Annotated in this window: 14 protein-coding genes and 2 pseudogenes; 6 read left to right on the forward strand and 10 right to left on the reverse strand. The window is 60.9% G+C overall.

Annotated features, from left to right (window positions below):
- Window positions 1-149 precede the first annotated feature (149 nt).
- The 7 genes and pseudogenes from JOH52_RS25665 to lsrA all read right to left on the reverse strand — a co-directional run bounded on the left by JOH52_RS25665 (window position 150) and on the right by lsrA (window position 7,479).
- Entirely contained in the window at window positions 150-617 is a 468-nt protein-coding gene (locus tag JOH52_RS25665; RefSeq protein ID WP_088198627.1) for a VOC family protein, read from the reverse strand.
- 185 nt (window positions 618-802) lie between these two features.
- Window positions 803-1,331: pseudogene (locus tag JOH52_RS36200) on the reverse strand (capsular polysaccharide export protein, LipB/KpsS family); the annotation flags it as partial.
- A gap of 261 nt (window positions 1,332-1,592) precedes the next feature.
- Window positions 1,593-2,843 carry a class II aldolase gene (locus JOH52_RS25675; protein WP_127657834.1) on the reverse strand — a complete coding sequence of 417 codons (1,251 nt, stop codon included), beginning with the start codon at window positions 2,841-2,843 and terminating at the stop codon, window positions 1,593-1,595.
- A gap of 65 nt (window positions 2,844-2,908) precedes the next feature.
- Window positions 2,909-3,940 (reverse strand): autoinducer 2 ABC transporter substrate-binding protein LsrB, encoded by a 1,032-nt coding sequence (gene lsrB, locus JOH52_RS25680; protein ID WP_127657832.1) that lies wholly within the window; start codon window positions 3,938-3,940, stop codon window positions 2,909-2,911.
- Window positions 3,941-3,942: 2 nt separating this feature from the next.
- A complete protein-coding gene (locus tag JOH52_RS25685) occupies window positions 3,943-4,956 on the reverse strand; it encodes a sugar ABC transporter permease (RefSeq protein ID WP_010975471.1) in 1,014 nt (337 codons plus the stop codon).
- Complete coding sequence (locus JOH52_RS25690) at window positions 4,953-5,984, reverse strand: sugar ABC transporter permease (RefSeq protein WP_010975472.1); 1,032 nt, start codon at window positions 5,982-5,984, stop codon at window positions 4,953-4,955. The genes JOH52_RS25685 and JOH52_RS25690 overlap by 4 nt, the downstream gene beginning before the upstream one ends.
- Window positions 5,977-7,479 carry an autoinducer 2 ABC transporter ATP-binding protein LsrA gene (lsrA, locus tag JOH52_RS25695; RefSeq protein ID WP_164851573.1) on the reverse strand — a complete coding sequence of 501 codons (1,503 nt, stop codon included), beginning with the start codon at window positions 7,477-7,479 and terminating at the stop codon, window positions 5,977-5,979. The genes JOH52_RS25690 and lsrA overlap by 8 nt, the downstream gene beginning before the upstream one ends.
- A 240-nt stretch (window positions 7,480-7,719) precedes the next feature.
- Here lsrA and JOH52_RS25700 point away from each other — a divergent pair, with 240 nt between their 5' ends.
- The 3 genes from JOH52_RS25700 to JOH52_RS25710 are packed head-to-tail and all read left to right on the forward strand — an operon-like array spanning window position 7,720 to window position 10,589.
- Window positions 7,720-8,667 (forward strand): sugar-binding transcriptional regulator, encoded by a 948-nt coding sequence (locus JOH52_RS25700; RefSeq protein WP_013850854.1) that lies wholly within the window; start codon window positions 7,720-7,722, stop codon window positions 8,665-8,667.
- A 4-nt stretch (window positions 8,668-8,671) separates the two neighbouring features.
- Window positions 8,672-10,234: an autoinducer-2 kinase gene (lsrK, locus tag JOH52_RS25705; RefSeq protein WP_192937079.1), complete on the forward strand. Its 1,563-nt coding sequence runs from the start codon at window positions 8,672-8,674 to the stop codon at window positions 10,232-10,234.
- A 40-nt stretch (window positions 10,235-10,274) separates the two neighbouring features.
- On the forward strand, window positions 10,275-10,589 hold the full coding sequence (locus JOH52_RS25710) for an antibiotic biosynthesis monooxygenase (RefSeq protein ID WP_010975476.1): 315 nt from the start codon (window positions 10,275-10,277) through the stop codon (window positions 10,587-10,589).
- Window positions 10,590-10,936: 347 nt separating this feature from the next.
- Here the strand turns inward: JOH52_RS25710 and JOH52_RS25715 are convergent, their stop codons facing one another.
- The 3 genes from JOH52_RS25715 to JOH52_RS25720 form a co-directional block, all read right to left on the reverse strand.
- On the reverse strand, window positions 10,937-11,356 hold the full coding sequence (locus JOH52_RS25715) for a hypothetical protein (RefSeq protein ID WP_010975478.1): 420 nt from the start codon (window positions 11,354-11,356) through the stop codon (window positions 10,937-10,939).
- 143 nt (window positions 11,357-11,499) lie between these two features.
- Window positions 11,500-11,637, reverse strand: coding sequence for an exopeptide (locus JOH52_RS35300; protein ID WP_127626742.1), 138 nt, complete (start codon window positions 11,635-11,637; stop codon window positions 11,500-11,502).
- 270 nt (window positions 11,638-11,907) lie between these two features.
- Window positions 11,908-12,099, reverse strand: coding sequence for a hypothetical protein (locus JOH52_RS25720; RefSeq protein ID WP_017276319.1), 192 nt, complete (start codon window positions 12,097-12,099; stop codon window positions 11,908-11,910).
- Window positions 12,100-12,480: 381 nt separating this feature from the next.
- Between JOH52_RS25720 and JOH52_RS36830 the strand changes: the two genes are divergently transcribed.
- From JOH52_RS36830 to JOH52_RS36205, 3 genes and pseudogenes are all read left to right on the forward strand, one after another.
- Entirely contained in the window at window positions 12,481-12,681 is a 201-nt protein-coding gene (locus tag JOH52_RS36830) for a hypothetical protein (protein WP_474753611.1), read from the forward strand.
- Window positions 12,623-12,790 carry a hypothetical protein gene (locus JOH52_RS35305; RefSeq protein WP_231198584.1) on the forward strand — a complete coding sequence of 56 codons (168 nt, stop codon included), beginning with the start codon at window positions 12,623-12,625 and terminating at the stop codon, window positions 12,788-12,790. Before JOH52_RS36830 ends, JOH52_RS35305 begins: the two co-directional genes overlap by 59 nt.
- Window positions 12,791-12,828: 38 nt before the next feature.
- A pseudogene (locus JOH52_RS36205) lies at window positions 12,829-13,239 on the forward strand (phage terminase large subunit); the annotation flags it as partial.
- Window positions 13,240-13,251: the final 12 nt, after the last annotated feature.

Here is a 13,251-nt window from a genome sequence, read left to right on the forward strand (position 1 = left end):
AAATCAGGGGTAAAAAAGCACGCATTTAACGAGATGTAAATAGGACAGTAATGCCTTCGGCTATGTGACGGCGACTTAAATCAAAGTTCAAACCTATGGCGGCTTGACGAAAATGCGTCGGCACCGCTCTCCTGAAGCTGGTGGTCCTTTCACGCCCAGCCGTTGAGGGGTGCGAGCGGATCGCCTTCGGCGCCCTCCACGGTCGCTCTTGTCATGAGTTCGACAACCAGGCCTGCCCGAGTGACTACGAAAGCAAGACGCCTCTTGAAAACCGCGCCATAGCAGGGCGCAACCACTACCATTGCGCCATCTGCCTCGAGTTTCGCCACGTCGTCCTCCAGACTGTCTGAGAACAGGCAGACGTGATCGAGGCCGCCGCCCTTGGCCAGCCGACTCGCGACGGGATTCGGCCCGTCACGCAACGGAGCCACCAGTTCTATCGGAACGCTGTCGAGATAAATAAGGAGCGCGCAGGACACATTCTGGGTCGGATCAATTGCAGGCGGCACAACCAGCCTGGCTCCCTGCTGCGTCCACGTTTTCAGCGCACGATCCATGTTCGGCACGACGAACCCATAGTGAAACACTTTACGCGGATCGAACGTGATCTCTGCCATAGCTGGAGGCCCTGCTTGGGGTTAATGGCGTAATTTTTGCACGAGACGTTAGCCGACCCGGCGCAGCTGCGCGAGCGATTTCTTGCGGAGACTCCGCAGCGCCTTCGAGAGCGGCAGGCTCTCCGTCACGAGCTCGCAAGGATGCGCCACTTCGGAAGTGTCGGACCTTGCCGGGCGAGCGCCGCCCGCGGCGGGTTCGGCTGGCGGTCGTTCGTCAAGCCCCTATCCGGAGTAGAAGGGACAGGCCCGGCGGTGGTAACCCCTGATGCCGCGCAGGAGCGCCTCGAAGCCCGCAAGCGAGGTGATCGTGTTGACGTGGTCGACGGTGCGCATCGGCGGGCGAGCACGTCGGGATGCGGCTTGTGGAGGATCTGGGCATCCGCTTGCTCGCACGCGAGCCGCGCCAGGTCATTGTTGGTCATGCGGCTGAGACAGCCGTACCGGATTGAAACATGGTCCTCCACCTGGCCGACGACCAGGACCCGCTTGCGCGTCTTCTCGCCGGAACCTCCTCGGGCGTGCGCTGACGCGCGCCATTATGCTGCTGATGCCGCTTTCGGTGAGAAGCGCGATGCCGGCGCGCGCACGAGCCATCAGTGCCGGACCCTCTTCGTGGTCGTAGGTCTTCAGCAGCTCTTCGAGTCTGAGGGAATGTCGGCAATCGAAATAGAGCGCCCTGCGGTCGAGCGGCAGGGAGAGGGGAGGCGTGCGGCTGGTTCGCTCGATAAGTCAGCTAAGCGACTCCACCCGGGTTCTCGATTTCTTGGCTCCGCCACGTCGATCAGATCGGTGCCACGATTGGGACCTCCACTTCGATCACGGAGATGCAACCACCAATTGGTTCGGAGGCCATCACCTCTTATGGGTCAACGTATGCGATCGGTGCTCCAGGAAGGACGGACAGTTGATTCCTCTTCGGGAAGGCGAGAACATCGATCGTGCCACTTTTGGCCGGAAGATTTGTGCGGCCACATGCTATGCCGCTATTTTCAACTTCGCCTGTTCCAGCGACCAATACTCCATGTCGAAGAGATCTGCCTCGCTGATCGGAGTGAAACAGCCATAGGCTTCCGCGGCGTTGATTACCCGGGCAGCCTGTTCGCAGAGATCTCCGCCGATTTTGGCCGCCTTGGCATTCGCGCCGATCGCGAACATGCCTTTGCCAAGCACCAGAACGACCCGTGGATAGACGTCCAGTATCCGTTTCGGCTCGTTGGCGCGGGTCGCGTTTTTCTCAAAGTAGGCCCTGTAACGGTCCGCATAAGCGGCTAACGCGCTCTCGATTGCGCGTTCATCCGCATCGGCCCCGATGATCATCGGCCAGGGCTTGATACGAATTACGTGGTCTGGCGTCACCGTGCCGCGCAGACTGATCGCCTCCACGTTCGGCTTCGATGTGAGTTCACGGATCGCTTGAGTCGAACGGTAATCGAGGAAGACACCCTTTGCGAAAGGCGACCCTTGCCGCATCAGTGCTTTTTCCAGCCGCTTAGCAAGCCCCGCGTCTCTCTCGCCGTCATTGGGCTGCGGGCCCGTCAACGCCACGCCGGCGCGGGCGAGTTCCTCCTCTGCCAGTGTGACGAATTCGATCATCAGCTCATAGGAGGCACGGGCATCGTTTGCGAACGTGAAGAGGCCGTGATTTTCCAGCCATAGACCCTCGCAACCCGCATGCTCGCGATTGATGCGGTCCGCGGCGATGGAAAGATCGAAGCCGGGCATCACATAGGGCACATAGGCGAGGCGATCGCCATAGATGCGACGAACGGTGTCGCGCATGTTCGGTTGGTCGGCGAGCGCCAGGACCGCTGTCGCATGCGTGTGGTCGACGTAGGCAAAGGGTATGAAGGCGTGCAGCAGCGCTTCGACGGACGGGTTCGGCGCGTCCTTCTCGATGAGGCTGGCACGCAACAGTGAAACCATGTCCGGGTCTGAGAGTTTCGGGGTGTTACGGGCTTCGAGCAAAGGCGCGAGGCGCACGGCGGGCAGGCCCGGCGCCTCGATCGTGTCGAGGTCCCAGCCGCTTCCCTTGATGTGCATGAGGTCCTCTCCCTCGTCAGACCTTACCTTGACCGAGGTGTTGCCGCCGCCGTGCAGCACAAGGTCCGGGTCACTGCCGATGATACGGGAGGTGTAGATACGAAGGCCGAGGGCCTCGCTCTGTCCCGCGGCGCGTGCCGCCTCTACAAAACGTGCTGCGTCCTCGTCGTTCCAGCGGCTTTCCATGCGAATTGTCCTGTCTATGATTGAAGGTCGGCGGGCAACCGGAGCCGCCCGCCGTTTGTGCGTGCTTAGAAGTCGAAGTTGCCAATGTTTTCCTTGGTGAAAACGGTGCGCTCCGGCAGCAGGATGATGCCGTTGCCATCGGCTTCGTAATCGTAGCCCTGTACCTTGTTGGCTGAGACTTCGACGGTTCCGACGCCGGGGATCTCCAGTTTCTCGCCGACCTTCATGGGGCCGTTCTTCAAGACGTGATCGGCAACGAAGACCGAGATCTTGCCTTGCTGCGTGACGTCCCAAAGGCCGAAGCGCTGGATCGTGCCGCGCTCGATATAGGGCCGCATGACATTTGGGGTGGAGAAGCCGACGATAGTGACGCCCTCGGCGCGCTCCAAATTTTCCGCCGCCTGCGCCGCTGCCGGCAGGGCGTTTGCATCGGGCGCGATGATCGCGTCGAGGTCAGGATAGGTCTGCAGGATACTTTCAGCCGTCTGCAGTGATTTCTGAGCGTCGTTGTAGCCATACTGGGTGGTAACGATTTCCCAGCCCGGATGCTCCTTGGCGATCTTCGCCTTGGCGGCTTCCGCCCAGGCGTTCTGGTCGGTCACGGTCGGGCTCGAGTAGAAGAAGGCAACCTTGGCCTTTTCCTTCTTCACACCCTCGGCCGCCATGTCGACCAGAAGGCCGCCAAGCTGCTCAGGCGTGCCTTGGTTGATGTAATAGCTGCGGCAATCCGGGTTGACGTCGCTGTCCCAGGTCATGACGAGCACGCCGCGTTCCATGGCGCGCTTCAGCGCCGGGCACAGGCCGTCCGGAGAGACGGAGGAGACGATGAGCGCGTTGTAGCCCTGGTTGACGAAGTTGTTGATGAACTGGACCTGCCCGGAAACGCTCGGCTCCGTCGGGCCGTCATAGGTGACCTTCGCGCCGACTTCCTCGCCCGCCTTCACCGCGCCGGCGCCGCCGGAGGTGAAGAAGCCGACACCCACCAGCTTGGGGATGAAGGCGATCTGGTTTTCTGCATGCGCAGCGCCCGAGGCGAGCATGGTGCCGGCCAAAAGCGCCGCGGCGAGGGCGCTCGATTTCATGATGGTCTTGATCATTCTCATTCTCCTCCTGAAGTGACGGCCACCCGGTTCTGTCTCTGTTGCCGGGCGACCGCGATGAAATCGGCCAGCATCGCGCTTGCGTGGCGCAATGCGACCGCGACGACCAGCAACCCTCCCGAAAGTGCGCTGGAAATCTGGCTGGGGACGCCGGCCGCCTGCAAGCCCTGCTGCAGGTAACCGATGACGAAGGTGGCAAGCAGGGTGCCGAGGATGGAGCCCTGACCGCCATAGATGGAGGCGCCGCCGAGTACGGCCGCGGTGACGGCTGGCAGCAGCGTCGCCGAACCGAGGTCGACGCGCGCGGAGCCGAAATAGGCCGACATGACGAGGCCTGCGATGGCCGCCGAAACGCCGGTAATGACATAGGTGAACGTCTGGACGCGGCCGACCGGGATACCGGCGAAATGGGCAGCCCTTTCAGACTGGCCGGAAAGGAACACGGTGCGACCGAAGCGAGTGAAATGCAGAAGGACGATGAGCACGAGCGAGAGTGCGAGGAAGAGCGCGAGAGGTGCCGGCAGCCCAAGGAATTCGGCATAGCCGAAGGCGTTGAAGGCCTCCGGAAAGTTACCGATGCCCTCGTAGCCGCCCGCGCCGACGAGACCGGAGGCGACGGTCGCCGTACCCTGGAAAAGATAGAGGCTGCCGAGCGTGACGACGAGCGGCTGTATCTTGGACAGGTGGATGACCGTGGCGTTGAGGAGCCCGCAGAGCGCGCCGGTAACCAGAGCGAGCAAGATGGAAAGCGGAAGCGGCACGCCGTAGAATGTCGCGACGCCAAACATGATGGCAGTAAGGCCGATTACTGAGGCGAAAGACACGTCAATGCCGCCGGCAATTATGACAAGGGTCAGCGGTAGGGCGACGATGCCGATCTGAACGAAGTCTGAGGTGCCGTAGATCAGGTTCGTAAGATTGAGGAAGCGCGGATTGACGAGACCGAAGATGAGAAGTTCTGCGACGAGCATGGCAAAGAGGGCGGTCTCCCAGCGGAAGATCAGCTTTTTCATCGGCTTGCCTCCACATTGCGCGCCGTCGTCGTCTCACGGGATTGTGTTGGGCCGCGCTCGTGCACCCCATAGCGGCGGGCACGGATGCGCCGGTCGATAATCTGGCGGATGCGGCCGTCGAGGAGCAGGACCGAGAGCAGGATCGCGCCTGCAATGAAGTCATTCCAATAGGCCGGGATCTTCAAGAAAACGAGGGCACTGTCTATCGAAGTGATAAAGATAACGGCGGTGAAGACGCCAGCGACCGAACCGGTGCCTCCGAGAAGGCTCACGCCTCCTAGCACATTGACGGCGATGGCCTTCAGTTCGATGCCGTTACCGGCCTGATTTGGGATGAAGCCGATCTGGGCGGCGAAGACGAGGCCGGCGAGGGCGGCGCAGACGCCCGTTGCAACGAAAGCGGAAAACTGCACCAGCTTAACCGGTACACCGAGATGGTGGGCAGCCGCGCGGTTATCGCCGACTGCGTAGAAATTGCGGCCGAAGCGCGTCCTTCGCAGTACGATCCAGGCGAGCGCAACAAGTGCCAGCACAACAATCGTGAGGACGGAGAAGCCGAAGCCGAGATTGGCGGCGAGCGCCTTCAGACCCTGCGGCAGGTCCTCGATCCAGCGCCCGCCCGTGAGGACGAGCATGATGCCGCGATAAAGTCCAAGCGTGCCAAGGGTGGCGACGATGGATGGAATGCCGAGATAGGCAACCATCAGACCGTTGAAGGCCCCGGCGACAGCACCGGTTGCAAGGCAGAAGGCGATGGCGAGCGGCAGGCTCACGCCGGCTGTGAGCGAAAGGCCGAGCACCGCGGCGCTGAGGCCAAGCACCGAACCGCTCGACACATCGATATTGCGCGTCAGGATGACCATCATAGTCCCGAGCGAGATCAGCATCAGGACGAGGCTGTTGGAGACAACCACCGAGGCAGTGGCGCCGGACAGATAGCCGGGCGCGGCCGTGCCGATCGCGGCGTAGGCGACGGCAAGCACTAGGATGAGCGTTGCGACGCGATTGCGGGAAAAGAGATCAAGCATGGCGGCCCTCCGAGGCGCCGAAGGCGAGGCGGGCGATGGCGTCAACCGAGATCTGGTCCGTGAGTTTGCCGCCAGACTGGCCGAAGGCCATGATCTCGACCCGGTCGGCAAGCTGTTCGATCTCGTCGAAGTCGGATGAAATGAGGATGATGGCGACGCCGTCGGCGGCAAGCCGGCGGATGACGTCGTAGAGGTCGTTGCGTGCCGCCACGTCCACGCCGCGCGTGGGCTCGTCGAGAATGAGCACCTTGGGCCGAGCGGAAAGGCATTTGGCGAGCAGCACCTTCTGCTGGTTGCCACCCGAAAGACCGCGCGCCTCCTGGTCGGCGCCGGTGCACTTGATGCCCATGCTCGCGCGGAACCCATCGAAGACCTTACGCTCGGCGCCGGGCCGCAGAAAGAAGGGCAGGCGGTGCACCAGGTAGGACGAAACGTTCCAGGAAAGCGGTGCTTCAAGGAAAAGGCCGTGCTGCTGGCGGTCTTCAGGCAGGTAGACGAGGCCGAGGTCGATGCATATGCGCGGTGAGCGCTTCTTCAGTTCCGCGCCATCAAAGACGACGCTGCCCCCCATCTGCGGCCGAAGGCCGAAGAGCGTTTCGGCGAACTCCGTGCGTCCGGCGCCCACGACCCCGGCAAGGCCGAGGATTTCGCCGGCCCGCACGTCGAGGCTGATATTGCGGAACCCTTCGCCGCTGAGGTCGCGCACGCTGAGACGCGGCTTGCCGATCTGCGAAACCTTGCGGCACACACGCTTCTTGTCGGCATCATCCGCGATCTGCACACGGCTCATCGCGTCGATAATCACGGCGTCGCTGTAGCTGTCGAGCGGCCCGCTAAGCACGATCACACCGTCGCGCAGTACGCTGATTGTGCCGCAGATCTCGCGAATCTCGCGCAGCTTGTGCGAGATGAAGAAGATGCCGACACCCTGACTCTGGAGCTTGCGCACGCGCTGAAAGAGGGCGCTGGTCTCGAAGGGGGTTAGCGCCGAAGTCGGTTCGTCGAGTATCAGCACGCGCGCGTCACGTACGAGACCGCGCAGGATTTCGACAATCTGCCGCTCGGCGATTTCAAGGGCGGCGGCCTGCACGTCGAGGTCGAGCGAGACTGAGAGCTCGGCGACGAGTTGCTCGACGCGCGGCCTTAGCGCGCGGGGAGAGGCTGCAAGGCCAAGGCAGATGTTTTCCAGAACGCTCTGGTTGGGCAGGATATGCGCCTCTTGCGGCACCAGGTAAAGCCCGAGTTTCTGCGCGAGCGCCGGCGATGCATGGGTGAGGGCGCGGCCGTTGATCTCGATGGCGCCGGCATTAGACGCAATGACGCCCGACATGATTTTCATGAGGCTCGACTTGCCAGCGCCGTTGCCGCCGAGAAGCGCATGCACCTCTCCCGCGTGCAAAACTAGGGAAACACCTTTTAGCACCGGAACGGCACCGTAGGACTTCCAGACGTCCGTCAGCTTCGCGACCCTCCCGGCCACCGGGCTCCCAGCCATTCCGCACCTGTTCATATGTAATTCATGAAAGTCATGTGATCACATAGCTCAATCGTCGTCAATATGCCCGTCACGTGATGAACGACTATAGGAAGCCAGTGCATCGCTCGAAGCTCGGATTAGCCGCGCAAAATCAACGGATTGGAACTGGGAAGAATATTTCGCAGGCCTAACGCGTTGACGGATCAAAAGTTTTATTGGTATTCAAATGATCAGAAATCGACCGAGGGAGCCGCTTGCATGGCGTCGGACAACGGAGAATGGAGTTATGCCGACACGGACGAGGAGATCCTCACCCGTATCGCTTGGTATTACTACAACGACGGGCTGACGCAGAACGAGATCGGCGAGAAACTCAACATGTCGCGCATCAAGGTGTCGCGTCTTTTGGAGAGCGGCCGACGCTCCGGCATTATTCAGGTGCGTATCAACTCGAGATATCAGGGCTGCCTGGCGCTCGAGCGGCAGATCAAGGAGCGCTACGGGCTGTTGGAAGCCTACGTGGTGCCGCAGCTTCCCGATCAGGATCCGAGTGATCGGCTGGGTCAGGCGGCCGCGCAATTTCTCATGCAACGGCTTCAGCCGGACGACCTTCTGGCGGTCGGTTGGGGCGCGACCGTGAGCAACACGATCCAGCGGCTCGGCCATGTCGCCAACGAGCGCAATATTGGCCTAGTCAGCCTGACCGGCGGCGTCGGCACTTATGTCGACGGCATGCGAACGGCCAACTGGGGCAGCAGCGTTCATCTCGTACCGGCGCCGCTCGTCGTGCGCGACCCGGATGTCGCACGCAACCTCTCTTCCGAACCCGCCGTCGCCAACTTGCTCGAAATGGCGCTCAACGCGAGTTACCAGCTCGTTGGCATCGGTGAACTTTCGGCCACCTCCACTGTCGTGCGTTCCGGCTATGTCAGCCCCGATGAGGTGGAGCCGTTGCGCCGCAAGGGCGCCGTCGGCGACATCCTCTGCCAGTTCTACAACGAATGCGGAGAGCCACTCGAGTTGCCGCTGCACGATCGAGTGATCGGCGTGAAGCTCGCGGCGCTGTCGCGCGCGGAAAAAGTCGTGGCGGCGGCGGGTGGCATCCATAAGGTACAGGCCATCCATGCAGCGCTTTGCGGAAAGGTCGTCGGCATCCTCATAACCGACGAGACGACCGCGAGCCGCCTCATCGAGCTCGAGGACTGAGACCATGAAGACTTCCTATATGCTGGCCGTCGATGCCGGCACGGGCAGCGGCCGCGCGGTGATCTTCGACGAAAACGGCAACCAGATCGCCAGCGCCCAGCACGAATGGTGGCACCGGGCCGATCCGCGCTTTCCGGGCTCGATGGACTTCGATGTGGAGGGCAACTGGTCGCTGCTGTCACGCGCCATTCGCCAGGCGATCGCCGAATCCCGCATTGCACCCGCCGAGATCCGTGCAGTCAGTGCCACCAGCATGCGTGAGGCGATCGTCGCCTATGACCGCAGCGGTCGGGAAATCTGGGCCTGCGCCAACGTCGACAGTCGCGCCGTGAGCGAGGTGCGCGACCTGAAGCGCGATTTTGCCGATCTGGAGCGGACGCTTTATACTGAGAGCGGGCAGACTTTCGCGCTCGGCACCCTGCCGCGCCTGCTCTGGCTGAAGCGCAACCTGCCGGACGTCTATGCTCGCATCCACAGGATCAGCATGCTGTCAGATTGGGTTCTGGCGCGTCTCTCCGGCGTCATCGCGAGCGATCCTTCCAATGCCGGCACGACCGGTCTCTACAGCCTAACGAAACGCAATTGGATGCCTGAGGCGCTGAGCAAGGCCGGCATGCGCGACGATATCTTCCCGGAAAGCGTCGAGCCGGGCACGGTGATCGGCCGGGTCACCGAAAGGGCGGCTAGCGAGACGGGCATTGCCACGGGCACACCCGTTGTCATGGGAGGCGGCGACTGCCAGAGCGGGGCAGCGGCAGTCGGTGTCGTGAATGAAGGTGACTGCGCCGTGCTCGGGGGGACCTTCTGGCAGCAGGTGGTGAATGTCGGCCCGTCCGTGTCCGATCCGTCTATGGACCTGCGCATCAATCCGCATGTCGTCAACGGCCTAAACCAGGCCGAGGCGATAAGCTTCTTCGTCGGCATGGTAATGCGTTGGTTCCGCGACAGTTTCGGCGCGGAAGAGGTCGCGGCGGCCGGGCCCGGCGGCGATGCCTACAGGCTCCTCGAGGAGAAAGCAGCCGGGGTGCCGGTGGGCGCTTACGGCATCATTCCGGTCTTCTCCGACGTCATGCACTACGGCAACTGGTATCACGCCGCGCCTTCGCTTCTGAACCTTTCTATCGACCCGGAAAAATCGGGCAAGGCCGCGATCTTTCGCGCCCTTCAGGAGAATGCGGCGATTGTCGCGGCCCGCAACCTTTCGGCTATCTTCAAGCTTTCCGGCAAAACGCCGGATAAGATCGTCTTTGCGGCCGGCGCGTCGAAATCAGCCCACTGGTCGCAGATCCTTGCGGATGCCACCGGCCTTCCGGTCGTAACGCCCGTGGTCAAGGAGGCGACGGCGCTCGGCTGCGCCGCAGCGGCGGCAATCGGGATCGGCCTACGCCGCAACTTCGTCGAGGCGGCGGCGAGCTGGGTGCGCTGGGACAAGCGTTTCGAGCCGAATTTCGACCACAAGGTTATCTACGAGGCGGCGGGCGAGCGCTGGGCACGCGCCTACGCGCTGCAGCGACAGCTCGTGGACGAGGGCGTCACCACGGCCATGTGGAAGGCGCCAGGTCTCTGAGTTTTATAGATCCGTCAATCAACATAGCAGGAATTAAGACATGCTCATCCAGATGGTTAGCATCAACGTCAAGCAAGGCCACGCCGCAGATTTTCTGGAGGCGTTCCGCATAAACTACGAAGGCACGCGCCAGGAGCCCGGTAATCTGCGCTTCGACGTCCTGCGCAATCCGGACGACGACCACAGCTTCGTCATCTATGAAGTCTTCAAGTCGCCTGAGGCGCTCGACGCGCACCGCAAGACCGAACACTACCAGGAATGCGTGCGCCGGATCGACCCGATCCTCGCCGGCCCACGGACCAAGACCTTCTATAATGTCGAGATGGCCGATTTTCTCGCCGCGGGCCAAGCCTAGCAGGTTTGGAATACGGCAGAGCTCCTCGGACGGTGGACACTACTTCGTTCAGGGGTTGAGCGACCCTTCTGCACTGATTAAATTCGATAAGCCGCTGGACGAGCTTCGGGCTGCGCTGGCAGAGTTTGACTGGGAGACAGAGCCGTTCACAACCCTGGGCGGTGGGAATTGCCGCGATGCTGCGGCGTTCGCGTCACCCCAACGCCGCCGCTGTTCCTGACCAAGAATTTCGGCTCGCATCCCATACCTTGCCTAAAACACGTCGGTAACGACGTCGTCAATGACGGCCATCAACGCGCTATCCGGCAGGCGGTGCCAATCGGGCGGTTAGCCTGAAAAGGGGGCATTCAACCTGAAACCGTGTCAGCGAAGCATGATGCGATCATCTTGTTTGCTCCTAAGTCCCTTGCCCATTTTGCGATCTCGGGTTCGTCACTCTTCTCAGCGATGCCGCCCCACACTTCCTTCAGCACGGGGTTTCCTGACGAAGAGTCGAAGAAAAAATAGCCTGGGTCAGCAACCGGGACATCGGCATATACAATCGTCCATGTGCCGGCCTGCATAAAATTGATGATGCTGATCTTGGACGGTTGGACCTTCTGATCAAGGCCATTGGCAACAAGCCTCGAGTAGTCGGCTTTGCGTGTGGCGCTGAGCTTCGTATCAACGCCTTTGCAGGGATCAGCCGCCAATGCGGCATGTTGTGGTAGTTGGAGGATGACAGCAGCTAAACCGAATGCGAAAAGTTGTTTTAGAAACGTGGACATCAGGGCAGTACTCGCTCCAGAAAGCTTCTGGTAGATAACCACACATCGTGTTCGCGGACAAATGGTAAGCTACCGCTTAAACCACGAAAAGTCCGGGCTCGGTTCCCGGGCTTGCAACCAACATACAGAGCGACCGCCCCGTTTCATCTTAGGGGCGTCTGAGGAACCACTTCTGGCACATCCGGTGGCACCTCACTTTCTGGGACGAACCCAAGGATGCTCACCACGAGAGCGATGAGAACGCAGATGAGTACGAGGAAGGCAACACCGGTTCTGTCCATTCATTATTAGCAATTCCGAATGTGATGAATTCGAGGCAAAGACTAAGAGGCTCGCATCCTGTCGCCGCGACCAGACCCGCGCCCGGGGGGTACCGGGCAAATCAAAGGAGAAGAAGGTCGATTAATCTAAATAATATTCGTCAAAGTGGACTGATCCGAAGCAATCAACTCTGACGCAAGCAGGGCAACTGGTAGGCCGAGGCCTATAACCTCGAAGAACGGGTTCGATTCCCGGGCCTGCAACCAAATTCGAGACGATGGCTATCTGCGTCAGTCTTCGTCCCAGAGCATTTCCATTATCTCGTCAGGGGATTCCTTAACCTGAAACGTCGCGCAATCTGCGTTTTTGGGAGCGAAGGTGACGAGAGTGGTGCGTCGTTGACCTTCAACCCGCTGGAAGTGCGTCACAGCGTCCATGTTGACGAAAATTGGTCCGTTGTTGTCGTGTAGTTCGAGCCACATGGTTTGTGTCCTCTCGACAATTCGTCGGCTCGCGGAAGTATAGCACAAGGGTGAGTGAAATGAGCCCGTACCGCGTCGAATACGATTCCGGCCCTGAGGGCATGGAGGGGATGAAGCCGTCAAGAACGAGTGGGCGGACAAAGGCTATCGCCTCGATCAGGTGGCCCGAGATCGACTTAGGAGTGGCTTCTGATGTTCTCCTTAAGCACGTTCACTTGCTAACTCCTTCCAACGTTAATCCATATCAGTCCCGAGGCACGAGACGTTCGCGCAGGAACTCTTCAAAGGCAAGTCAGCCGATGAGGCATATGCGTCCGCGGGGTATAAGCCGGACAGGGCAACGCTTCCCGCCTGACAGCAAATGACGGCATCAAAGACCGCGTGGCCGAAATCCAAGGTAAGGGCGCTCTCAAGGCGGAAGCGACTGTCGAGCGTGTTTTGAAAGAGCTCTCCCGTATCGGCTTCTCCGATCTTGGCCGCGTGTTCGATGCGAACGGCAGGCTGCTTCGACCTGAAGAGCGGGATGTCAGCCGCCGCGGTCGCTTCGGTCGAAGTGGTGACCCGCAACATCGGCGACGGTGAGGTCGAGCACGTCCACAAATCTAAGGTCTGGGACATAAATAGCGCCTTGGAGACCCTCGCCAAGCACCTCGATTGTTCATCGAGCGTGTCGAGCACTCTCGGAGCATGAGCCTCAATGTCTCGCCAGAGGATGCCGAACTGTGGCGCATGCAGGTGGCTCGATTAACGGAGAAACAGCGAGAGGCTAATCGCCTTCTCGCCGGCCCGGCGCGCAACATCATGCCCCGCGGCGGGTCTCGGTCGGGAAAGACGTTCGTTCTTTGTCGGGCGATGCTCCAGCGAGCGATAAATGCTCCGGGTTCGCGGCATGTCATAGTCAGATTTCGATTCAACCACGCGAAGACGTCGGTCTGGTCCGATACGCTGCCCAAAGCCTGGCCCTCTGCTTCCCGTCGGTTCGGGTGAGGGTTTGACAAGACCGACTTCTATGTCGAGCTGCCGAACGGATCGCAGATCTGGATAGCCGGCCTCGATGATAAAGAGCGCGTCGAGAAGATCCTGGGACAGGAATACGCCACTCTCTATTTCAACGAGAGCAGCCAAATCCCCTGGGCATCCCGCCGTCCGGTG

Source organism: Sinorhizobium meliloti (assembly GCF_017876815.1).
Classification (GTDB): domain Bacteria; phylum Pseudomonadota; class Alphaproteobacteria; order Rhizobiales; family Rhizobiaceae; genus Sinorhizobium; species Sinorhizobium meliloti.